General features: G+C 49.9%; 17 protein-coding genes and 1 other RNA gene. 14 read left to right on the top strand and 4 right to left on the bottom strand.

Features of this window, described 5'->3' with window-relative positions; genetic code table 11:
• Positions 1-7 precede the first annotated feature (7 nt).
• The 5 genes from dtd (at position 8) to ssrS (ending at position 4,874) form a co-directional block, all read left to right on the top strand.
• Positions 8-460 (top strand): D-aminoacyl-tRNA deacylase, encoded by a 453-nt coding sequence (gene dtd, locus ACZ5LF_RS06970; protein WP_380570245.1) that lies wholly within the window; start codon positions 8-10, stop codon positions 458-460.
• Entirely contained in the window at positions 460-1,179 is a 720-nt protein-coding gene (locus ACZ5LF_RS06965) for an N-acetylmuramoyl-L-alanine amidase family protein (RefSeq protein ID WP_380570308.1), read from the top strand. The genes dtd and ACZ5LF_RS06965 overlap by 1 nt, the downstream gene beginning before the upstream one ends.
• A 304-nt stretch (positions 1,180-1,483) precedes the next feature.
• Positions 1,484-2,761: a histidine--tRNA ligase gene (gene hisS / locus ACZ5LF_RS06960; protein WP_380570246.1), complete on the top strand. Its 1,278-nt coding sequence runs from the start codon at positions 1,484-1,486 to the stop codon at positions 2,759-2,761.
• The gene (gene aspS / locus ACZ5LF_RS06955; protein WP_380570247.1) at positions 2,758-4,515 is read left to right on the top strand and encodes an aspartate--tRNA ligase; all 1,758 of its coding nucleotides are present in this window, start codon (positions 2,758-2,760) and stop codon (positions 4,513-4,515) included. Before hisS ends, aspS begins: the two co-directional genes overlap by 4 nt.
• Positions 4,516-4,682: 167 nt before the next feature.
• Positions 4,683-4,874, top strand: a non-coding RNA gene (gene ssrS, locus ACZ5LF_RS06950) — 6S RNA.
• A gap of 38 nt (positions 4,875-4,912) precedes the next feature.
• Here the strand turns inward: ssrS and ACZ5LF_RS06945 are convergent.
• Positions 4,913-6,181, bottom strand: a complete 1,269-nt coding sequence (locus ACZ5LF_RS06945) for a replication-associated recombination protein A (protein ID WP_380570248.1) — start codon at positions 6,179-6,181, stop codon at positions 4,913-4,915.
• 81 nt (positions 6,182-6,262) lie between these two features.
• Between ACZ5LF_RS06945 and ACZ5LF_RS06940 the strand changes: the two genes are divergently transcribed.
• Positions 6,263-6,679, top strand: coding sequence for an RrF2 family transcriptional regulator (locus tag ACZ5LF_RS06940; RefSeq protein ID WP_380570249.1), 417 nt, complete (start codon positions 6,263-6,265; stop codon positions 6,677-6,679).
• Between the two features lie 43 nt (positions 6,680-6,722).
• Here the strand turns inward: ACZ5LF_RS06940 and ACZ5LF_RS06935 are convergent, their stop codons facing one another.
• Together ACZ5LF_RS06935 and ACZ5LF_RS06930 are read right to left on the bottom strand one after the other, a co-directional pair.
• On the bottom strand, positions 6,723-8,405 hold the full coding sequence (locus ACZ5LF_RS06935; protein ID WP_380570250.1) for an ABC1 kinase family protein: 1,683 nt from the start codon (positions 8,403-8,405) through the stop codon (positions 6,723-6,725).
• Positions 8,406-8,488: 83 nt separating this feature from the next.
• Positions 8,489-9,847: an aspartate kinase gene (locus tag ACZ5LF_RS06930; RefSeq protein WP_380570251.1), complete on the bottom strand. Its 1,359-nt coding sequence runs from the start codon at positions 9,845-9,847 to the stop codon at positions 8,489-8,491.
• 156 nt (positions 9,848-10,003) lie between these two features.
• On the opposite strand from ACZ5LF_RS06930, the gene ACZ5LF_RS06925 reads away from it, so the two are divergent.
• Genes ACZ5LF_RS06925 through thrB form a run of 3 tightly spaced genes read left to right on the top strand, consistent with a single transcriptional unit; the run spans position 10,004 to position 13,155 of the window.
• Entirely contained in the window at positions 10,004-11,215 is a 1,212-nt protein-coding gene (locus tag ACZ5LF_RS06925) for a homoserine dehydrogenase (protein ID WP_380570252.1), read from the top strand.
• 4 nt (positions 11,216-11,219) lie between these two features.
• On the top strand, positions 11,220-12,296 hold the full coding sequence (thrC, locus tag ACZ5LF_RS06920; protein ID WP_380570253.1) for a threonine synthase: 1,077 nt from the start codon (positions 11,220-11,222) through the stop codon (positions 12,294-12,296).
• Positions 12,283-13,155, top strand: a complete 873-nt coding sequence (gene thrB / locus ACZ5LF_RS06915; protein ID WP_464759039.1) for a homoserine kinase — start codon at positions 12,283-12,285, stop codon at positions 13,153-13,155. Before thrC ends, thrB begins: the two co-directional genes overlap by 14 nt.
• A 15-nt stretch (positions 13,156-13,170) precedes the next feature.
• Here thrB and ACZ5LF_RS06910 read toward each other — a convergent pair whose 3' ends face one another.
• On the bottom strand, positions 13,171-14,172 hold the full coding sequence (locus ACZ5LF_RS06910; protein WP_380570255.1) for an LLM class flavin-dependent oxidoreductase: 1,002 nt from the start codon (positions 14,170-14,172) through the stop codon (positions 13,171-13,173).
• A gap of 144 nt (positions 14,173-14,316) precedes the next feature.
• Here ACZ5LF_RS06910 and ACZ5LF_RS06905 point away from each other — a divergent pair, with 144 nt between their 5' ends.
• The 5 genes from ACZ5LF_RS06905 (at position 14,317) to alaS (ending at position 22,463) form a co-directional block, all read left to right on the top strand.
• A complete protein-coding gene (locus ACZ5LF_RS06905; RefSeq protein WP_380570256.1) occupies positions 14,317-15,432 on the top strand; it encodes a cysteine desulfurase family protein in 1,116 nt (371 codons plus the stop codon).
• Positions 15,433-15,456: 24 nt separating this feature from the next.
• On the top strand, positions 15,457-16,560 hold the full coding sequence (mnmA, locus tag ACZ5LF_RS06900) for a tRNA 2-thiouridine(34) synthase MnmA (RefSeq protein ID WP_380570257.1): 1,104 nt from the start codon (positions 15,457-15,459) through the stop codon (positions 16,558-16,560).
• The gene (locus ACZ5LF_RS06895; RefSeq protein WP_380570258.1) at positions 16,560-17,198 is read left to right on the top strand and encodes a tetratricopeptide repeat protein; all 639 of its coding nucleotides are present in this window, start codon (positions 16,560-16,562) and stop codon (positions 17,196-17,198) included. Before mnmA ends, ACZ5LF_RS06895 begins: the two co-directional genes overlap by 1 nt.
• Before the next feature lie 29 nt (positions 17,199-17,227).
• The gene (gene recD2, locus ACZ5LF_RS06890) at positions 17,228-19,582 is read left to right on the top strand and encodes an SF1B family DNA helicase RecD2 (protein WP_380570259.1); all 2,355 of its coding nucleotides are present in this window, start codon (positions 17,228-17,230) and stop codon (positions 19,580-19,582) included.
• A gap of 250 nt (positions 19,583-19,832) precedes the next feature.
• Entirely contained in the window at positions 19,833-22,463 is a 2,631-nt protein-coding gene (gene alaS / locus ACZ5LF_RS06885) for an alanine--tRNA ligase (RefSeq protein ID WP_380570260.1), read from the top strand.
• The last annotated feature ends 14 nt before the right edge of the window (positions 22,464-22,477 follow it).

Here is a 22,477-nt window from a genome sequence, read left to right as displayed (position 1 = left end):
GGAATGAATGAGGGTCTTATTGCAGAGGGTGTCAAGTGCGACAGTGATAAGCAATGAATTTTACAATGAAATCAAAAAAGGATATTGCCTGCTGGTCGGCGTCTCCAAAGATTCGACGGAGGCGGATGCGAGGAAACTCGCCGAGAAGATTGCCGCCAGCCGGAATTTTGAAGATAGGGATGGGAAGATCAACCTCTCCATCAAAGATGTGGACGGGGAAATCCTCAGCATCTCCCAATTTACGCTCTACGCCGATGTGAAAAAAGGTAACCGTCCAAGCTTTACCGATTCAGCCGGCAAGGAGCAGGCCAAACATCTCTATGACGTCTTCAATTCCCATCTGAAGGACCAGGGCCTGACGGTGAAAGAAGGGTTCTTTGGTGAAATGATGAATGTACAGATCAACAACGAAGGGCCGATCACCTTCATGTATGAAGCGGAAAATGGAAACATATTGTGATGGAATGGATGAAAAGGCTTCTCGTCAACACATTTGGTGCAGTCATCTTTTTCATCAAGTACAAAAAGCATGTGTATATGATGCCTGTGGCTTTTCTGTTGGCCGCTTCCCTGATAGTCTTCATCACCGCCGCAACCGGCCATATGTTCAAGGCTTCAGGCAACGAGGCGCCAATTGACCTGCAGCCGCGTGAATATGATATTTCAGGCACGACTATAGTGCTCGACCCGGGCCATGGTGGCAAAGATCCGGGGGCGACGAGTGTCTCGGGCATTACAGAGGATGAAATCGTCTACGGACTGGCTAGCCAGTTGAAGGAAGAACTGGAAAGGCACGGTGCAGAAGTGCTACTCACAAGGGAGCAGGACACCTTCGCGTCGCTTGATGCCAGGAAAGTTGAAGGCGACCTGTTCATCAGCCTGCACAGCGATGCCATGGATGATCCGAGCGTCACCGGATTCACCACATATTATACGTATCCACATCAAAAGGAATTTGCCGAAACGCTGAATAATGCACTGGATGCCCGCTCCTATTTCAGGAACCGCGGGGTCCACAGCATGAACTATCAGGTGACATGGCAACTGGATTATCCCGCGGTCCTTGTTGAACTTGGCTATTTGAGCAATGAATTGGATGACCGCATCCTCCTGACTTCGCATTATCAGGAACTGATGGTGCAGGGTCTTACCGACGGAATCGTAGAGTACTTGAAATGAATGCTTGACTTCATCGGCTTTAAGCCATAATATTAATATACTATATAAATGAAAAACTGTTCTTTGATCCAAAGAGGGGGATAGGGTGATGTCCAGAGAGGTCTGTCGAGGCTGAAAACAGACTCATCATCCGTATCCATGAACCGACACTTTGGTAGAACCCCGTGCGCCGGGCGGTGGCAGCCGTTAATATGCCAGAGGGCCTTTTATCGGCTGAATCAGGGTGGCAACGCGAGTAATCGCCCCTTATATCCAAGTGGATATAAGGGGCTTTTTTTAATTTTCGGAAATGGAGTGGTTTATAATGATACAAATACCTAGAGGTACGCAGGATATCCTTCCTAAAGACACCTATAAATGGCAATTCATCGAAGCGCGTCTCCACCAGATTGCGCAGGACTACAATTACAGTGAAATCCGCACACCGGTCTTTGAATCGACTGAGCTGTTCGTCAGAGGCGTCGGTGGCTCCACTGATATCGTCAATAAGGAAATGTACACTTTCCAGGACAAGGGCGACCGCAGCATGACTTTGAAGCCTGAAGGAACCGCACCTGTCGTCAGAAGTTATATAGAGAACAAGATGCAGCATGATGTGAATCAGCCCGTCAAGGTCTATTACATTGCGCCGATGTTCCGCTATGAAAGGAAGCAGAAGGGGCGCTACCGCCAATTTGTGCAGTTCGGTATAGAGGCGATCGGCGTAGAAGACCCACTTATCGATGTGGAAGTCATCAGCATGCTGATGCAGATCTACAAGTCTTTCGGCCTTTCGAATCTGAAGCTCTACATCAATTCGATCGGTGACCAGGATAGCCGTTCCGCCTATAATGAAGCATTGGTGGCACACTTCAAACCATCCATCGGGGAATTCTGTTCAGATTGCCAATCCCGGATCGATACGAACCCGATGCGCATCCTTGACTGCAAGAAGGACCGTGATCACCCACTCGTCAAACAGGCGCCTAGAATCTACGATTACTTGAATGAAGAATCAAAAGCGTATTTCGAACAGGTCAAAATCAACCTCGATGCACTCGGCATCGGCTATGAAATCGACTATAACCTGGTCAGGGGCCTCGATTATTATACACACACGGCATTTGAGCTGATGAGCGATGCAGAAGGATTTGGTGCAATCACCACACTATGTGGCGGAGGCCGCTATAATGGTCTGCTGGAATTGCTGGACGGCCCGACTGAAACGGGTATCGGTTTTGCGCTCAGCATCGAGCGTCTGATTATGGCATTGGAGGCTGAAGGCATTGAAATTCCTAAGCCCCAAGGCATCGATCTCTATATCTGTACGCTGGACGATGCATCAAGAACCGCAGCAAGCCGGCTGATCCATCAGCTGCGCGCTGAAGGCATCAGTTCGGATATGGATTATAAGAACAGGAAGTTGAAGGCCCAGATGAAGGATGCCGACCGTAAAGGTGCCAAGCATACGATCGTAATAGGTGAAGAAGAAATGGATACGAATACAGCCGAGCTGAAGAATATGTCAGACGGCAGCACGAAGCAAGTCAAACTTGAAGATATAAAAGTACTTGTTGAACTAATCGAGGAGGTAGGATCATGAGGAGACATACAGCGGAAATCACAGAAAAGATGACTGGAGAACGGGTGAACCTAAAGGGATGGGTACAGAAGAGACGCGATTTAGGCGGTCTGATATTCATCGATCTGAGGGACCGTAAAGGTGTGATTCAAGTGGTCTTCAACCCGGAAGTATCCGAATCGGCATTAAATATTGCCGACCGCATCCGTACGGAATATGTCATCGCTATCTCCGGCAAAGTGCATGAACGTGACCAGTCACAATGGAACGACAATATTCCGACGGGGCGTATCGAAGTGTTTGCAGATGAAGTGGAAGTGCTGTCTAAATCAGAGACGCCGCCATTCCAGATCACCGACGACACGACGAACGAAGACCTCAGGTTGAAATACAGATACCTTGAATTACGGAAGCCGAAACTGCAGAGCATATTGAAGCTCAGACACTCATTGAACCGCAGTGTCAGGAATTTCCTGGATAATGAGGATTTCATCGACATCGAGACGCCGGTACTCTCCAAGTCTACGCCAGAGGGCGCACGCGACTATCTGGTGCCTTCCAGGATCCACGAAGGTGAATTCTATGCATTGCCCCAATCCCCACAGATCTATAAGCAGCTTCTTATGCTGTCCGGCATGGAACGCTACTATCAGATCGTCAAATGTTTCCGCGACGAAGATTTGAGGGCCGACCGCCAACCGGAATTTACACAGATTGATATTGAAACTTCATTCATGGACCAGGAGCAGATCATGGATCTGAATGAGAGGATGATCGCCCACGTCATGCAGGATGTAAAGGGTATGGACATCACACTGCCATTCCCGAGGATGACCTATAACGAGGCGATGGCTGAATACGGTGTGGATAAACCAGATACGCGATTCGGCATGAAGTTGAATGACTTGAGCGCATTCAGCAGTAAATCCGAATTCAAAGTATTCCGATCTGCAGTCGATAACGGCGGACTTGTCAAAGCGATTGTCGTGAAGGATGCGGCCGATAAGTTTTCGAGGAAAGACATCGACAAGCTCGAAGTGTTCGTCAAAAATTATGGCGCTAAAGGACTGGCTTGGTTGAAGGTGAATGAGGGCGCATTAAGCGGTCCGGTTGCCAAATTCTTCGATGAAGGGGAGCAGTCGGAACTCTCAAGCACGCTTTCCCTGGTCGACAATGATCTTATCCTATTCGTGGCGGACTCTGCAAAAGTCGTCAATGCCGCACTCGGCAACTTGCGGAACAAGCTTGCCCGGGATCTCGAGCTGATACCGGCGGATCAGTTTAATTTCCTATGGGTGACCGACTGGCCGCTGCTTGAATATGATGACGAGGAAGACCGTTATTTCGCGGCCCACCATCCGTTCACTTCGCCAAGGCAAGAGGATATAGGCAAATTGGAGGATCGTCCGGAAGATGTGAAGGCGAATGCCTATGACATCGTATTGAACGGCTATGAACTCGGCGGTGGTTCGATCCGCATCCATGATGCCGAACTTCAGAAGAAGATGTTCAAAGCACTCGGTTTCACCGAAGAAGAACGCGATGAGCAGTTCGGTTTCCTTCTTGAAGCGTTTAAATACGGCGCACCTCCGCACGGCGGAATCGCATATGGTCTGGACCGGTTCGTGATGCTTCTGGCCGGTACAGACAACATCCGTGATGTCATCGCCTTCCCTAAGACGGCAAGTGCCGGTGACCTGATGATGAATGCTCCTTCACATGTCGATCCAAGACAATTGGATGAGCTGCATATTTCTGTAAACACGGAAGAATAGAAAAATACCGGCAGGCTCTAGCCTGCCGGTATTTCTATGAGGGTCCTCGGTTCTTGTGAAGGGAATAACTGTTACAGACTGACGGTGGGTTGGGGGAAGTCAAACAGAGAAAACGTATTCATTTTCCTTTCCTTTTTTCGAGGCATGTGCTATTATGTGTTTAAGAGGAATATCTGAGAAGTTCGTGATGTGTTGAATTATATTTTGACCTAACACTTTTATAAACGGGAGCTTGATAGGTTTTCCTATGAAAAACATGCCTGTCCGACAGGACGTTTGGAGTAGGAAACTGGGCACCCACCTGCAATTAGCAGGCCAAAATAATCAACAATAACACACGGCTTAAGCTCGGATATTCCAAATAAGTACCGAATTGTAAAATTCGGTGCTTATTTTTTTATATCTTTTTGAGCTTATCATATACTTCGGCGAGCTGTTTCTCGTATTTGGATACATCTGATTTCTGATAGTATGCTGCACTTTTCAGAGGATCCGGCAAGTATTGCTGCCTGACGACGTGATTCGGGTAGTTATGCGGATATTTATAGCCGACACCGTGGCCGAGTTTTTCTGCACTTTTATAGTGCGCGTCCTTCAAGTGCTTCGGCACACTACCTGTCTTTTTCTTTCTGATATCCGATAGGGCGGCATCGATGCTTTTAATTGCGCTGTTCGATTTCGGTGATAGGGCAAGTTCTATGACGGCCTGGGACAAGGGTATCCGCGCTTCCGGAAACCCGAGGCGTTCCGCTGAATGGATGGCGTCCAGGGTTCTTGAAGCCAGTTGTGGGTTCGCAAGCCCCACATCCTCATAGCTGATGACAAGGAGGCGTCTGACGATGGTGACAAGGTCGCCTGCTTCTATCAGACGGGCCAGGTAATGCAGCGAAGCATCAACATCACTGCCGCGGATTGATTTTTGGAAGGCACTCATCACATCGTAGTGCTGATCGCCGTCTTTGTCATAGAGCAGGTCGGACTTCTGCATGCAGGCACGTGCGTCATCCAATGAAATATTGACGGCGCCACTTGCGTCTTTGTCGGAACTGAGTGCTGCCAGTTCCAAAGCGTTCAACGCACTTCTGACATCACCCTGACTTGTCACGGACAGATATTCGAGCGCTTCATCGGTGATATTTATGGTCATATCCCCAAGGCCGCGTCCGGTATCTTCCAGCGCGCGGCTAAGGGCCACTTCCACATCTTCCGGATCGAGCAGGTGCAATTCGAAAATCTGGCATCGGCTCCTGATGGCTGGATTGATGGCGTGGTAGGGGTTGGAAGTAGTGGCGCCAATCAGTATGATGTTGCCATTTTCCAGATGCGGCAGCAGAAAGTCCTGCTTAGCCTTATCCAGACGGTGTATCTCATCAAGAAGGAGGATGACGCTACCGCTCATCTTCCCTTCATCGGCCACCATCTGCATATCCTTCTTCGTATTGGTGACAGCATTCAAGGTACGGAATTTGTAACTTGTCGAACCTGCAATTGCGCTCGCGATGCTGGTCTTGCCGATGCCTGGTGGGCCATAGAGGATCATTGATGTAAGGCGTTTAGCCGTCACCATCCGGCGGATGATGCTGCCTTCACCGACAAGGTGGGTCTGGCCGAGGACTTCATCTATCGTTTTTGGTCGCATTCTAAAGCTCAGTGGCTGAGTTGACATATTTTCACCTGTTTCAGAGTTATGATATATTTAATACTACTATAACTGATATAAATATGAACTTAAACTATGAGGTGCTTTATGAAAATTTCTACACGCGGGAGATATGGTCTCTATTTTATGTTGGCTTTAGCCAGAAGCTACGGTGAGCATAAGCGCAGCGTCAAATCCATTGCCGACGAGCGGGGGATCAGCGACCTATACCTTGAACAGATTGTCACGAACTTAAAACGTGCAGAACTCGTCAAAAGTACACGGGGCGCCTATGGCGGCTATGAATTGAACCATGCGCCGGATGAGATCACTGTCGGGAAGATCTTCAGGACACTGGAAGAGAATATCGTTGCGGTTGAAGGTGATGATAAGGACACCGATACGGAACGCTATCTGTGGGGCAGGATACGGGACGCCCTTCGTGACGTGCTCGACCACACTACGCTTTCGGATATGGTGAACCACGATGACGATGAAATCGACGACTACATGTTCTATATATAATATGAAAAAGCCCTGGGGTCACTACAGACCTCCAGGGCTTTTTCTAAAATCTTCCCGAACGGAATATGGAATAGATCATACCGATGAACATCAGTAGAGCTACCACAGAGCCGATTTCTATAGCCGGAATATTGAAGAGGACGGTGGCTTGGTCGGTCAATGCGGAACTGATGATGAGGCCGACCATGATGATGCTGAAGGACAGCAGGACGATACTGAACGTCAATCGGTTGCCTATCCGGTCGAGACGCTTCATGAACGCCTCGCTCCGCTTCACCTGTAGTTCTACAGGGACACTGCGACCTTTCAATCCTTTGGAGAATTCGTGGACATTACCGGAAACATCCTTTAGGTCATCGGTGAATTCGATCCAGCTGCGCCACGCATGATCCGCAGCATTTTTAGGGTTGTACCGCTCCCTCAGGAGCTGCCTGCCGAAAGGTTCTGCTACATCGACGATGCTGAAGTCCGGGTCAAGTTCACGGACGATGCTCTCAAGCGTCAGAATGGTCTTGCCGAGCATCGTGAAATCCGTCGGCAGTTTGATATGGTGCTCGTTCGCTATATGGAAGATGTCCTGTACAGCTTCACCGAGGTCCATGCGGCTGAGCGGAACATCGTAATATTTGTCGCGGAGCAGTTCGGCATCTTTTTTGAGGATCTTCATATTGACCTCGTCCGGCACGACCCCCATCCGTGTTATGGCGCGGACGACGCCGTCTGCATCTTTTTTCATCATGGCGATGAGCAGCGAGCCGTAGATCGACTTCATCTCACGCGTCATCTTGCCCACCATGCCGAAGTCGAGGAATCCGATGACGCCGCCGTCCATTACGGTGATGTTCCCAGGGTGTGGGTCGCCATGGAAGAATCCTTCAATCAGGATTTGATGAAAAATTGCGTGTGTGAGACGCTCTGCAAGCACTTCGTTTGAATACCCCTCAGCCGCCAGTGAATCGAGGTCTCCAATTTGAATGCCTTCTATAAACTCCATCACGAGCACATCTTTCGTCGTGACATCCCAGTAGACTTCTGGAATATGGACGACCTCGTCATCTTTGAACTGTTTGCCGACCTTATCTGCATTACGCCCTTCGATGGTGTAGTCGAGCTCATTTATGATGGATTTCGAGAACTCCTCCATCATGTCCACCAGCTGATATTGGCGGGCCCATTCCATACGGGATTCTGCCATCAATGCCAATTGTTGCAGAATTTCCAGGTCGTTGCGGATGATTTTTTCGATATTCGGGCGCTGCACCTTAACTGCAACAGCTTCCCCGGTTACAAGCTTGGCCTTGTGGACCTGGCCTATGGAGGCGGACCCGATTGCTTCCTGTTCAAACTCCAAAAAGATATCATCCATCCCAGCTCCCAAAGAGTGCTCGATGATTTCTTTTGCTTCATCGTATGGAAAAGAAGGCACGTGACTCTGCAGCTTCGATAGTTCCTCGATGATATCTTCCGGCAGAAGGTCAGGCCTGGTGCTTGCAATCTGGCCTACTTTGATGAATGTGGGACCCATTTCTTCCAAAAAGAGGCGTATGCGTTCTCCGCGCGTCTTTTCGATGTGTGTGCCATCCTTTTTAAGCAGCATTTTCTTTGGCAGGGACAGAACCTCATCAAGCCCCAACTCTTCTACGATAAATCCGAAACCACTTTTGGAGAAGGCCAGGGCAATCTCCCGGTATCTTCTTATATGTTCGATCCTTTTTCTGAATATCATTGCGGGCCTCCCATGCTTTTTCCGAACCCGACTCCCTTTAATATATGGTGAGGGGTAGGTGTCCATCTATTGTAGCCTGATTTTCAGGATTCATCAAAATAATTATAGTAGATTGCATGAAGCGCCTTCTGGGCATCTTTTTGGGCTACGGCGAACATCATGCTGATTTCTGAAGCCCCCTGGTTGATCATACTGATGTTGATGTCATTTTCACTAAGAGCCACCGTTGTCTTCGTAGCGATGCCGATGTGATGCTTCATTCCTTCTCCGACTATGATGATCAGTACAAGGTCGTTTTCGATATGTATCGACTCGGTTTCAAGCGTATCTTCGATATCAGCGATGACCGCCGCCAATTTATCATTGCCTTCGAACTGCTTTGATCGGAGTATGATCGAAAGGTTGTCTATACCCGAAGGGATATGTTCATAGGAGAGGTCGTGGTCCTCCATGATCTGCAGCAGCCGTCTTGTAAAACCGACTTCCCGGTTCATGAGGTATTTATTCATTGTGAGCGATGTGAAACCCTCATCGCAGCTGATGCCGATGACCGGCATGCTGGGTGTATACTCCCTTTCGGCTACAATCTTCGTCCCCTCTATTTCCGGGGCATTCGTATTGCGTATCATGATGGGGATATTCTGTTTATAGACAGGTTCCAGTGCTTCATCGTGGAATACGCCGAACCCGGCATATGACAGCTCACGCATTTCGCGATAGGTGATCTCCTCGATTTTATGAGGAGATCTGATGCGGGACGGATCGGCCGAATAGATGAAGCTGACATCCGTAAAGTTTTCGTAGAGTGATGCATTAACCGCACGTGCCACAATGGCTCCTGTAATATCCGACCCTCCTCTTGGGAAAGTGACGATCTGACCGCTTTTTGAATATCCAAAGAACCCGGGGATCACCACGACTTGGCCGGCGTCCTTCAACTTTTCCAGTCTGGCGTAGGATTCAGGAAGCAGCAGTGCATTGGAAGGCTCATCCGTAACCATTATCCCCGCATCACCAGGGCACATGTAAGTGGCATCGACGCCTATTTTATTCAAATACGCGCTGACCAGCTGCGCATTAAAATCCTCGCCGCATGACTTCAGGGCGTCGAGGAGGCGCTTCTTCTCATTGATATTCGCCAGATGTGAGCGCAATATACCTTCATAATTTTCCAGCAGTTGGTGTTCCAGTCCAAGTTCATCGACCATTGCGGCAAATCTCCCTATGATATCCGTGATGATCTCCTCGACTGGCAGGCCGGCAGTGTGGTTGGCATGTAGGGCAATCAGCATATCCGTCACCTTCGTGTCGCCAGTGCTTCTTTTGCCGGGGGCGGAAACGACCGCAATGCGGCGTTCGCTGTCACTTTTCATTATATCGGCAATCTTTTTGACCTGTGCTGCATTACAGAGGGAACTGCCTCCAAACTTAGCTACCTTCATTCCTTTGCACCTCTACTTTTCTGAATTTTAAAAACAATAATACATCAAAAATCATATAATGTGTACCCTTATTTAAATTGCCGCTTGAATTATCCGACTTTTCTCTCTAATATATAGTCTTATATGAAAGCATGATAGGAGAAAGGTGATGGTGGCATGAAAGTGGCAATACTCGGTATGGGGACGGTGGGTTCCGGAGTGATGGAAATCATTCAGATGAACCGTCCGGAGATTGAGAGGCAAATCGGTACCAGCTTCTCCATCAGCCATGTCCTGGTCCGGGATAGATATAAGGAACGCGGAGTCGAGCTTGGCGGTGTAACCATAACGGATGACGTCGATGAGATTCATGCCGCAGATATAGATGTAGTGGCCGAAGTGATGGGCGGTGTGGCCTCCACCCGGGACATGCTGCTCGGATTCCTCCAGAAAGGGGTGCATGTCATCAGCGCGAATAAAGATATGCTTGCAGAACATATCGATGAACTGTCTGAAGCGGCGAACAGGAGTGGTGCCATGCTGATGTATGAAGCCAGTGTAGCCGGTGGCATACCGATTATTAACGGCATCAGTCAAGGTCTGAACGCAAACCGCATACAGGAAGTGATGGGGATACTGAACGGCACCACCAACTACATATTGACCAAGATGACTGGTGAAGGTTGGGATTATGAAAAAGCGCTTGATGCCGCCAAGGAAAAAGGGTATGCAGAAGCTGATCCGACAAATGACGTGGCCGGCTTTGATGCCCAGAGGAAAATTGTGCTGTTATCCCGGCTGGCCTACAACCGCAAGGTGGATATCGGGAAAGTCGGGACACAAGGCATCGATTCAGTAGAACTGGGAGACATAAAAGCAGGCAGCAATGCCGGATTGACGATGAAGCTGATCGGCCGGAGTGCATTCCATGATGACCAGCTGTCAATTGAAGTGGCGCCCGTCTTCCTGCCGGATGATCATCAGCTATCTTCAGTATCCGACGAGAAGAATGCAGTATATATAAGGGGCAATGCGGTAGGGGAAACGATGTTTTACGGGCCGGGTGCCGGCGGTCGGGAAACTGCCTCCGCTGTAGTATCCGACCTGATCAGCTGCCTTAGGCGTATGGAGCGTGTGGAACAGAATCTGGTTCCGGCATACGAGGCAGCCATCACAGAAGATGTCAGCCCTAAAAGATTCTACATCCGGTTCACCGTCGATGAAATATCCGCCAGGGAACAGTTGTCGCAGCATGGGATAGATTATGAACTCATCGAGCGCAGGGAAGCGGCAGTGGTCATCACCTCCGCGATCAAACCGGAGAAGCTGCGGGCATTGGTGGAGAATAATGACAGCATTTATGTAACCTATAAAGTGGAAGGGGATTGATTCGATGCATTGGAGAGGTCTGATTGAAGAATATAAAGCATATCTGCCGGTGGATGATGACACACCGCGCCTTACCCTATATGAAGGGGGGACGCCTCTTATCCGGCTCGATGCACTGAGCCGGAAGTTCGAAGCAGAACTTTATGCGAAGGTGGAAGGCCACAACCCGACCGGTTCCTTCAAGGACAGGGGAATGGTCATGGCAGTCGCCAAGGCCAAGGAAGCGGGTGCCCATACAGTCATCTGCGCCTCCACCGGCAACACGTCAGCTTCAGCAGCCGCCTACGCTTCACGGGCAGGGCTCAAGACCATCGTGGTCGTGCCGGAAGGCAAGATTGCCCTAGGCAAGCTGGCCCAGGCGATGATGTATGGCGCGGAAATCATATCCATCCAGGGGAATTTTGATGAAGCATTGAAGGTCGTCCGTAAAATCGCCGAAAAAAATGACGGCATCACGCTGGTCAATTCAGTTAATCCATATCGGTTGGAAGGTCAGAAGACGGCAGCTTTTGAAATCGCTGAAGTTTTAGGGACGGCACCGGACTATCTGACGATCCCAGTCGGCAATGCGGGCAACATTTCAGCGTACTGGAAAGGATTCAAGGAATATGATGCCAAAAATGACTCCGGTCTGCCGAAGATATACGGATTTGAGGCAGAAGGGGCGGCGGCCATCGTCAATGATCGGGTGATTGAACAGCCGGAGACGGTCGCAACAGCAATCCGGATCGGCAACCCGGCAAGCTGGTCGCTGGCTGTAGAAGCCCGTGATGAATCAGGTGGTCTGATAGAATCGGTGACGGATGAGGAGATTCTTAAAGCCTATGAAATGTTGGCGGCAGCCGAGGGTATTTTTGCAGAACCAGGATCCAACGCCAGCACAGCAGGCATGATCAGAGCGCTTGAAGAAGGTAAGATTGAAAAGGGCGCCACCGTCGTGGCAGTCCTTACCGGCAATGGGCTGAAGGATCCTGAGACGGCTATGGAACAGATCATAAAGAAGCCGAAGCTGTTGCCGAACGATGAGGGCCAGATCATCGACTACATTGAAGGCCTGGGTGAAAATGATGCATCGGTTTAAGGTCCCGGCCACGAGCGCCAACCTTGGCCCGGGTTTCGATTCCGTCGGTCTGGCACTCGAAAAGTATCTTCATATAGAAGCGATGGAAGATTCTGGATTCAACATCATATTCGAGGATGATTTTCTTGATGTGCTGCCGGACGATGAGACTAATCTTGTCATAAGTACAGCCCGGGATATCGCCCGGAAATATGGGTGCCGACTGCCCGGTCTTGAGGTCAGAATGGGCAGTGACATCCCACTCAGCCATGGGCTCGGAAGTTCCGCTTCAGCCATAGTCGCCGGCATAGAGCTTGCGGATCGGTTTTGCGGCCTGAGTCTGACGGTTTACGATAAAGTGCTCCTTGGCAGCGAAATAGAAGGCCATCCGGATAATATCGGGCCTGCCGTTACAGGAGGACTGTTCGTCGGGTATTATGATGGAGAGCTGTTCTACCATGTGATGGACATCGAAGGCCTATCGGCGGTAATCAGTGTCCCCCCTTATGAGATGAATACAAAAGAAGCCCGACGGGCCTTGCCTGAAACATACAGTAGGCAGGATGCCGTGCGTCAGAATGCCTTGAATAATGTCCTCCTGCTCTCGATCATGAACAATGACTATAAGGCCATGCGCCAACTGATGACGCAGGATCGCTACCACGAACCCTACCGCCGGCAGTTGATCGCCGAATACGATGCGGTGAGGCAAGCGGCTGAACAGGCAGGCGCTATCGCCACGACTATCAGCGGAGCGGGGCCGACTTTGCTGACTCTATGCAAAAGCAGTGAGGCCGCCGCGGTACTTGAACAATTGGACAGCGTGCGTGGTTGCCATCACGAAAAAGTGGATATATGCAGAAAAATTCCCGGGATGTAAGCATCCCGGGAATTTCTATCTGCCATTATATTTTCTGACGATCTTTTCGAATAGGTCATAGGAATAGTTCTGGGCATCTTTATCATAGATGTAGCTCACAGCCATGATTTCATCTGCACCGAATTTATTCTGGAACAACCTCAGCCTCTCAAGCGCAGTGGCTTCACTGCCCATGATCGCTACAGGGAAGCGGCTTTCGACGATCTGCCTTTCAGGCGGCGTCCAGATTGACTCCATGTCTGAAACAGGCGGCTGCAGTTTTTTACCGCCGCCCCTGATGACATTCAGGACGAATTGGGCCATCGTCGTGGAGAGGTGCTTCGCCTCTTCATCAGTATCGGCCATGATCACATTCAGGCAGGCAATCTTATATGGTTCCGCCAACTGGTCGGAAGGCTCGAATTCCTGTTCATAGATCTTGAAGGCTGCTTCCATATGATCTGGAGCGAAGTGCGCCGCAAAAGCGTATGGCAGTCCCAGACGGGCCGCAAGGTGTGCAGAGTCGGTGGAAGAGCCGAGTATATAGAGCGGGATTTCTGTGCCGTTGCCTGGAAAGGCTACGACCTGGGTCTTTTCATCCGAAAGGTATTTGCGGATCTCCTCCACTTCCGAGCCGAATGTATAGACGCCATCATGGTTGTTGCGGCGGATGGCGGATGCGGTACGCATATCAGTGCCAGGGGCACGGCCGAGGCCGATGTCCAGACGGTCACCGAATATGGCGTGCATGGTGCCGAACTCCTCTGCAACGATTAGAGGGGAGTGGTTCGGCAGCATGACGCCCCCGCTCCCGACACGGATATGTTCTGTATGGTGCAGGATGTGATGAATCAGTTGGCGCGTCGCAGAAGACGCGATTGAAGTGGTGTTATGGTGTTCAGCCACCCAGTACCTTTTGTAATCTGAACCATCGACATGTTCAGCGAGGTCGACCATATCCTTGAATGCCTCTTTGGCATCTCCGCCCTCACGTACAGGCACAAGATTAAGAATGGATGGGGTCAGTTGTTTTGACATAGATAGAATCCTCCTTATAATGGACAATTATCATCCATTGGGTTTATTTTGTCTAACAATGGGCTTCAAAAGTATAAAAATCTACCGTTCCATGTTAAAATCTTATAATGTATAATAAAGCTATTTTGGAGATGGGTGATTCTAATGGAAGTATATGCAGACTATGCAGCGACCACCCCTATGGATGGAGCGGTCCGCAAAGCACTCTTGGAAGATGACGGTTTCGGCAATCCTTCAAGCATTCACCGGGCAGGTAAAGAGGCCCGGGCCAAAATCGAGAAGGCGCGCAGGGGGATTGCACAACTTTTAAACGCCTCTTCGTCAGAAATCTTTTTCACCAGTGGTGCCACCGAAGGCAACAATATGGCAATCAGAGGAGTGGCGAACCAATACATCCGCCCCCATATCATCACGACCGAGATAGAACATGCCTCCGTCCTGAACACATTGAGAAGTCTGGAGGCGGATGTGACCTATCTCCAAGCCAACGCGGATGGCGCGATAGACGTCGATGCACTCAAAAATAGCCTGCGGGATGAAACGGTGCTTGTATCGGTCATGCTGGTCAACAATGAAACCGGCGTGATGCAGCCGATCTATGAAATACAAGAAGCGTTGTCGGAGCATAAGGCTTTGCTCCATATAGATGCAGTCCAGGCCTATGGGCATATGGCGGTAGACGTCAAAGAGCTCGGAGCGGATCTGCTGACATTGAGTGCCCATAAGATGTACGGGCCAAAAGGTATCGGCCTGCTCTATAAGCGTAAAGATGTGAAACTCATCCCGCTCATCACAGGCGGCGGCCAGGAGAAGGATCTTCGCGGCGGCACTGAAAACACCATGTGGATCGAAGGCCTGTCGCTCGCAATGCAGCAGGCATCCGATGAAATGACGCGCAGAAGCATACGGGAGATGCAGATTAAAGAGCAGTTCCTCAACTTGCTGACACAATCCGATATTCCATTTGAAGTGAACGGGGACGTCAACAAGTCGGCAAGCCACATCATCAACATCCATTTCCCTTTTGCCGAAGCAGAATTCATGCTGACGGCATTGGACTTGGCCGGCATCCATGCTTCAGCCGGCTCCGCGTGCCAGGCCGGCACATTGAACCCTTCCCATGTCCTCACTTCGATGTACGGCGAATCGAACCGCAACCGCCAATCGATACGGTTCAGCTTCTCCTACATGATGACAGATGAGGAAGTGGAAGCCATCGTCACGGCACTTGAAGATATATACGGAAGACTTATGCGTTAGGCATACCCGGAAAGGAAGGATAACATGAATAATTCAGATATAACTGTCGTCGTCGGCATGAGTGGCGGCGTAGACAGTTCAGTGACAGCTAAGCTCCTGAAAGATCAGGGCTATAATACAATAGGCATCTTCATGAAGAATTGGGACGATACGGATGAAGATGGCGTATGCACCGCTACAGAAGACTATGAAGATGTGCGCCTGGTAGCCGAGGAGATCGGCATACCGTACTACTCAGTGAACTTCGAGAAGGAATATTACGACAGAGTATTCGAATATTTCCTCGAGGAGTACAGGAAAGGGCGGACTCCGAACCCTGATGTGATGTGCAACAAGGAGATAAAATTCAAGGCGTTCCTTGATCACGCCATGAAACTTGGGGCAGATTACGTTGCGACTGGACATTATGCACAAGTCGTGCATGACGAGGAAGGTACAAAGATGCTGAGGGGCACCGATAACAATAAGGATCAGACGTATTTCCTCAACCAACTCTCCCAGGAGCAATTATCCAAAGTGATGTTCCCACTTGGCCACTTGGACAAGAAGGAAGTGCGCAGGCTGGCCCGCGAATATGACCTGGCCACAAAAGACAAGAAAGATTCGACCGGCATATGCTTCATCGGCGAAAGGGACTTCAAGACATTCCTGAGCAGTTATCTGCCTGCCAATCCGGGACGCATGATCAATATGGATACCGGGGAAGATAAAGGCCGTCATGACGGCCTCATGTACTACACGATCGGACAGCGTCAAGGCCTCGGCATCGGCGGAGACGGAGGACCGTACTTCGTGGCAGGGAAAAACCTTGAAACGAATGAATTGTATGTAGTGTCCGGCTACGACAATGAAGCATTGTCTTCTTCCAGCCTGGAGGCTTCAGACATCAACTTCATCAATCCAGTACCGGAAACGTTTGAATGCACCGCCAAATTCAGATACCGCCAAGAAGATGTACCGGTCACCGTCAAGCAGATGGACGATAGGCTGCTTGTAGAATTCCATGAACCGGCGCGCGCCGTCACACCTGGTCAAGCAGTCGTCTTCTATGATGGTGATGTATGTCTCGGTGGGGCGACGATAGACCGCATATTCAAAGAATCAAAAGAATTGGAGTATCTTGCATAATGACCATCAGATATGAACAGTTGATCAAAGAGGGTAGAACTGAAGAGGCACTTAAGGAGATATTCAAGGAGATAGAGGCATCACCTGAGGAAGAAGCGCATTACATCAACGCCGGAAACCTGTTGCATCGGGCCGGCCAGGAGGAAGAAGCGGAGCGGTTTTTGCAGAAGGCGATCACCTTGAATGAGGCGAGTACGAGCGCATACTATGCACTCGCGAACGTCTACTTCGATAATGAACGGTTCAAGGAGGCGGTGAGGCTCTACCTGCTGGCCTACACCCGCAACCCAGACGATGGTGACCTGAATTTCATGCTGGCCATGAGCCATGTTCATCTGAACGAACCTGAACAGGCCATTCAGTTTTTTGAAAAAGCACATGAAGTAAAGCCCGGGGATACGGATATCGCGTTCCAATATGGGCTCCTCTGCTGTCAAGTCGGACTGTACGGGCCCGGAGAGACCTTATTGAAGAAAGTATTGTCCATGGAAGAGAACGCGGATGCGGAATATAACCTTGGACTGGTGAAACTCATGAAAGATGATGAAGCGCAGGCGATAGGCCATTTTCAGCGCGCAATAGAGATTCAAGAGGACCATCATCTTGCCCATCATGCACTTGCACGACTCAACGATTGAGAGGACCGGAACGAGGAAGGTGATTCCATTTGGATCAATCTACAATCTACGATGACACATTCATAACAGGGGAAGTGGAGCGCGTCATATTCGTCAGTGAACAGACGCGTTTTACTGTGCTCAAGGTACTCATCAATGAAACGAATACGAACTTCAGTGACGAAGCGATCGTCACGGGCTACTTCCACGCGGTCGCAGAAGGGGACACGTACAGGTTCTCAGGAAAAGTGACCCGTCATGCACGTTTCGGGGAACAATTCAGTGCGGACACGTTCAGGAAAGAGCAGCCGACGACGATGCGCGGGCTGATCCAATACCTCTCAGGGGATACGTTTCCTGGAATAGGGGAAAAGACAGCCAAAAAGATCATTGAAACCCTTGGCGTCGATGCATTGAAAAAAATTGCAGATGACCGGAGTGTACTAAATGATGTGGCAGGCTTGTCCAAAAAGAAGCGCGATATGATCCACTACCGCATATTGGAGAACAGCCAGACTGAGCGTCTGGTCATCAAACTGACCGATCTAGGTTTTGGTGCCAGGATGAGCGCCAAAATATTGAAGACCTACCAGGACCAGGCCCTCCAGGTGATTGAGAAGGAGCCCTACCGGCTGGTTATGGACATCGATGGCATCGGCTTTCATACCGCGGACCGTATAGCGATGAACGCCGGCATCGGTAAAGATGATATCAGCCGTCTTGAAGCGGGTATCATGTATCTGGTGGAGAGTGTCATCATGTCTGATGGCCATACTTATGCGACACGGGATACTCTTGTCGGAATGACGCGGGAATTGCTGAACCATGACGCCGAGCAGTACTTTTCGGACGAGGCCATCAGCCGATCGATCGATCAGCTGTCAGACAACGACCGGCTCGTCCAGTATGAGGACCGCATCTATGTTCCTTCCCTCTTTTATTCCGAATATAAATCAGCCGAGCAGATCTTCCGCATGATGAATGACCGATCGGAAGTGTCAGCGGGTGAAGAGAAGGCGGGCGAAATCATCGCGGATGTCGGTGAACGCTTCGATATCCACTATAATAACAGGCAGAAATCCGCCATGATCAAGGCATTGACTGAAAAGATCTCCATCATTACAGGCGGTCCCGGCACAGGGAAGACCACAATCGTCAAAGGCATCATCAACGCCTACCATGAATTGAACGACTTGAAGCCCGCTGACGAGTATGAGGGTGACGAATACCCGATCAGGCTTGTCGCCCCCACTGGCCGGGCATCCAAGCGCCTCAGTGAAACTGCAGGCATCAAGGCGTCCACCATCCACCGTATGATAGGGTGGGGCATGGATACCGGTAAGGATGAAGTGATCGATGCAGAAATCGATGCAGACCTCATCATCATAGATGAGATGTCGATGGTCGATACATGGCTGTTCTTTCAGCTGATGCGCAACGTCAAACCTTTCACGCGGCTGGTGTTCGTCGGGGACCGCGATCAATTGCCATCCGTCGGGCCCGGGACCGTGTTCAAAGATCTGATCGAGTCTGGCGTCATTCCGACGACCGAGCTCGATACCATATACCGTCAGGGGGAAGGATCTTCGATCATCCGCTTGGCACACGAGATAAAAGAAGGCAGGAAAATGGACATCACCGAAAAGTTCAAAGACCGCCTTTTCATCCCCGCTAAAATGAACCATATCCCGGACATCGTGGATAATGTGGTGAAAAAAGCGGTCGACAGAGGATATGATATGCGTGATATTCAAGTGTTGGCCCCCATCTATAGAGGGGACGCCGGAATACTGAAGCTCAACCGCATTCTCCAGACCATCCTCAATCCTGAAGCTGAAGATAAAAATGAAATTGCCTTTGGCGATGTCATATTCAGGAAGGGTGACAAAGTCATACAGCTCGTCAACCGGGCTGAAGACAATGTCTTTAACGGTGACTCTGGAGTGATCGATTCCATACTGTTCAAGGATGAGGATGAGGCAGAAAAGGATACGATTCTGGTTGATTATGACGGCATCCATATCGCGTACGAACGCAAAGAACTGACAGAATTGTCGCACGCCTACTGTACGAGCATCCATAAAGCACAGGGGAGCGAATACCCGATCGTCATCATGCCGGTCGTCAAAAGCTACCGCCATATGCTGATGAAGAACATCGTCTATACAGGCATCACGCGTGCCAAAGAATCGCTCATATTATGTGGAGACCAGGAAGCATTCTATGATTCCCTGGAGAAAGAGGGCGTCCACAGACGCACTTCGCTGGCCGAGATGATCCGCCTGCTCTTCGGCAAGGATGAGGCGCCGAAAGACGAGATGCCTGAAGTCCTGACCGAATCGAAAATGTTCCAGATCCCTGCCATGATAAATATGGAAGGCGTCACACCTTACGATTTCAATTGACAGATCCGGTGAATATTCCTATAATCAAATCAAGGTTAAAACAAGTGGAGATCCCGAGTGACTGGATTGTGATGGACAGAGACATTGCGGCAGCTGAGAGCAATGACGCATCCTTTCACGTGCTAATCTCCACCCACTTTATATATATACAAAGTGATGACAGTGTCATAACTTGGGTGGTACCGCGGTTCAGATCGTCCCATATTTTGGGGGGATCTTTTTTTATTTTAAAAACTAAGGAGTGACTGTAATGAAAAGACTGACCGGCAACGAAATCAGGGATATGTTCCTCGAATACTTCAGGGCACACAACCATATGGTGGAGCCGAGTGCACCGCTTGTACCGATAGATGACGATTCTCTGCTGTGGATCAACTCGGGAGTGGCGACTCTAAAGAAGTATTTTGACGGCCGTACCATTCCGGAAAACCCCAAAATCGTCAACGCCCAGAAGGCGATCAGGACAAACGATATAGAGAACGTCGGCTTTACAGCCCGTCACCATACATTCTTCGAAATGCTCGGCAATTTTTCGATAGGGGATTACTTCAAGGAAGATGCGATCCGCTACGCATGGGACTTCCTGACTAACAGCGAGTGGATCGGTTTCGACCCATCACTCCTCTATGTCACCGTTCACCCGGAAGATGAAGATGCCTATAGGATATGGCGGGAGATAATCGGTCTTGAAGCTGATCGCATCATCCGCATAGAAGGTAACTTCTGGGATATCGGGGAAGGTCCGTGCGGCCCGAACAGTGAAATCTTCTACGACCGCGGTCCGGATTTTGAACCGGGGGCTCCGGCGGATGAGATGTACCCGGGTGGCGAAAATGAACGCTATCTGGAAATCTGGAATCTCGTATTCAGTGAATTCAACCACAACAAAGATGGTTCCTATACACCACTGCCTAAAAAGAATATTGATACGGGCATGGGGCTTGAAAGGATGGCCAGCATCATACAGGAAGTGCCGACCAATTTCGATACCGACCTCTTCACCCCGATCCTTGCTGAGATCAGCCGGATCAGTGGCCACCGTTACGGCGCAGATGCCGAAGCCGATGTTGCGTACAAGGTGATAAGCGACCATATCCGCACCGTCAGCTTTGCGGTTGCGGATGGCGCCCTCCCTTCAAACGAAGGACGCGGCTATGTATTAAGACGTCTGATCAGACGCGCAGTCCGCTTCAGCAAAGAGCTCGGCATCAACCGGGCCTTCATGTTTGACCTGGTGGAACCGGTATCTGAAATCATGGAAGGTTTCTATCCGAACGTGGGCGAACGCAAAGCATTCATCAAGGAAGTCATCAAAAAAGAAGAAGAGCGTTTCCTTGCGACGCTTGATGAAGGCATCCAAATCTACGAACAGGTCAAGAAGAAAGCGCAGCAGGATGATAATGTCATCAGTGGTGAAGACGCCTTCAGACTCTACGACACCTACGGATTCCCATATGAACTGACCAAGGAATATGCAGAGAATGACGGCATGACGGTTGATGAAGCAGGTTTTATCGAAGAGATGAAACAGCAGCGTGAACGGGCAAGGAATGCCCGGAAATCGGGTGATTCGATGCAGGTCCAGTCTGAAACGCTGGCACGCCTTACCGCGCCGAGCACATTCACCGGCTATACTTCCAAAAGCGAAGAAGCGGTTCTGCTTCATATCATCCATGCGGATAATGAGGTGGATGCTGCAGAAGCGGGCCAGGACGTGGAACTCATCTTTGACCGCACACCGTTCTATGCGACAAGCGGCGGACAGGTGGCAGACAAAGGGGAAATCCAGTCAGACGGTACAAAACTTACAGTCAACTCAGTCTACAAGGCGCCGAACGGCCAGAATGTGCATGTGGCACACATCTCGGAAGGTACGCTTTCCAAAGGTGCCACATATGACCTGGAAGTGGACGCAGAGAGCCGTAACTTCATCATCAAAAACCATACTGCAACGCACCTCCTGCATCAGGCATTAAAAGATGTGCTTGGCGATCATGTCAACCAGGCAGGTTCGCTTGTAGAAAAAGAACGGCTGCGTTTTGACTTCTCCCACCTTGAAGGGTTGAGTGAAGAAGAAACCGAGCAGATAGAAAATATAGTAAACGCCAACATCTACCGCAATATGGCGGTAGAGATCGAGGAAATGCCGATAGAAGAAGCAAAACAAAAGGGTGCTACGGCACTGTTCGGCGAGAAATATGGAGACGTCGTCCGCGTAGTGGACATCAACCAGTACTCGATAGAGCTATGCGGCGGCATCCATGTCAGAAACACCGGTGAAATCGGCACTTTCAAGATAATATCTGAAACAGGTATCGGGGCAGGCATCAGGCGTATAGAAGCCGTCACCAGCAAATACGCAGTTGAGTACTATAAAGAGAAGGAAGCAGTTGTGAAAGAGATTGCCAAAGATCTGAAGGTCAAAGAAGGCCAGGTCAACAAGAAGGTCTCGGCACTGCTTGCTGAAAACCAGACGATGCACAATGAAATCAAGGAATTGAAGGCATCTCGCCAAGATGAAAAGCTCGCAGAGGCCACCCACGAAACCAAGGAAATCAATGGTGTGCCAGTGCTATCCATGGAAGTCCAGGCAGAAGGTGCCAAGGAACTGAGAGAAACGATGGACCGTCTAAAGTCACGGGCCCAAGATACCGTAATTGCGCTTGGTTCGGTGAATGGCGACAAGGTATCCCTTGTCGTGACTGTGCCTAAATCATTGACCGACCGCCTAAAAGCCGGCGACATCATGAAAGGCATGGCTTCAACAGTCGAAGGTAAGGGGGGTGGCCGCCCAGATATGGCACAAGGTGGCGGCACCGCTCCAGAGAATATAACAAGTGCATTACAATTTGTTGAAGACTATATTAAAAGTACTTTATAAAAACAATCAATGCT

It is taken from the genome of Salinicoccus siamensis (genome assembly GCF_055391965.1).
Note: the sequence above shows the minus strand (reverse complement) of the source record. Positions and strands in the feature narration are given on the sequence as shown.

Bases quoted from the DNA above. Each gene is read 5' to 3' on its own strand.
- dtd (WP_380570245.1), top strand. From the start codon at position 8: ATGAGGGTCTTATTGCAGAGGGTGTCAAGTGCGACAGTGATAAGCAAT.
- ACZ5LF_RS06965 (WP_380570308.1), top strand. From the start codon at position 460: ATGGAATGGATGAAAAGGCTTCTCGTCAACACATTTGGTGCAGTCATC.
- hisS (WP_380570246.1), top strand. From the start codon at position 1,484: ATGATACAAATACCTAGAGGTACGCAGGATATCCTTCCTAAAGACACC.
- aspS (WP_380570247.1), top strand. From the start codon at position 2,758: ATGAGGAGACATACAGCGGAAATCACAGAAAAGATGACTGGAGAACGG.
- ACZ5LF_RS06945 (WP_380570248.1), bottom strand. From the start codon at position 6,181: ATGTCAACTCAGCCACTGAGCTTTAGAATGCGACCAAAAACGATAGAT.
- ACZ5LF_RS06940 (WP_380570249.1), top strand. From the start codon at position 6,263: ATGAAAATTTCTACACGCGGGAGATATGGTCTCTATTTTATGTTGGCT.
- ACZ5LF_RS06935 (WP_380570250.1), bottom strand. From the start codon at position 8,405: ATGATATTCAGAAAAAGGATCGAACATATAAGAAGATACCGGGAGATT.
- ACZ5LF_RS06930 (WP_380570251.1), bottom strand. From the start codon at position 9,847: ATGAAGGTAGCTAAGTTTGGAGGCAGTTCCCTCTGTAATGCAGCACAG.
- ACZ5LF_RS06925 (WP_380570252.1), top strand. From the start codon at position 10,004: ATGAAAGTGGCAATACTCGGTATGGGGACGGTGGGTTCCGGAGTGATG.
- thrC (WP_380570253.1), top strand. From the start codon at position 11,220: ATGCATTGGAGAGGTCTGATTGAAGAATATAAAGCATATCTGCCGGTG.
- thrB (WP_464759039.1), top strand. From the start codon at position 12,283: ATGCATCGGTTTAAGGTCCCGGCCACGAGCGCCAACCTTGGCCCGGGT.
- ACZ5LF_RS06910 (WP_380570255.1), bottom strand. From the start codon at position 14,172: ATGTCAAAACAACTGACCCCATCCATTCTTAATCTTGTGCCTGTACGT.
- ACZ5LF_RS06905 (WP_380570256.1), top strand. From the start codon at position 14,317: ATGGAAGTATATGCAGACTATGCAGCGACCACCCCTATGGATGGAGCG.
- mnmA (WP_380570257.1), top strand. From the start codon at position 15,457: ATGAATAATTCAGATATAACTGTCGTCGTCGGCATGAGTGGCGGCGTA.
- ACZ5LF_RS06895 (WP_380570258.1), top strand. From the start codon at position 16,560: ATGACCATCAGATATGAACAGTTGATCAAAGAGGGTAGAACTGAAGAG.
- alaS (WP_380570260.1), top strand. From the start codon at position 19,833: ATGAAAAGACTGACCGGCAACGAAATCAGGGATATGTTCCTCGAATAC.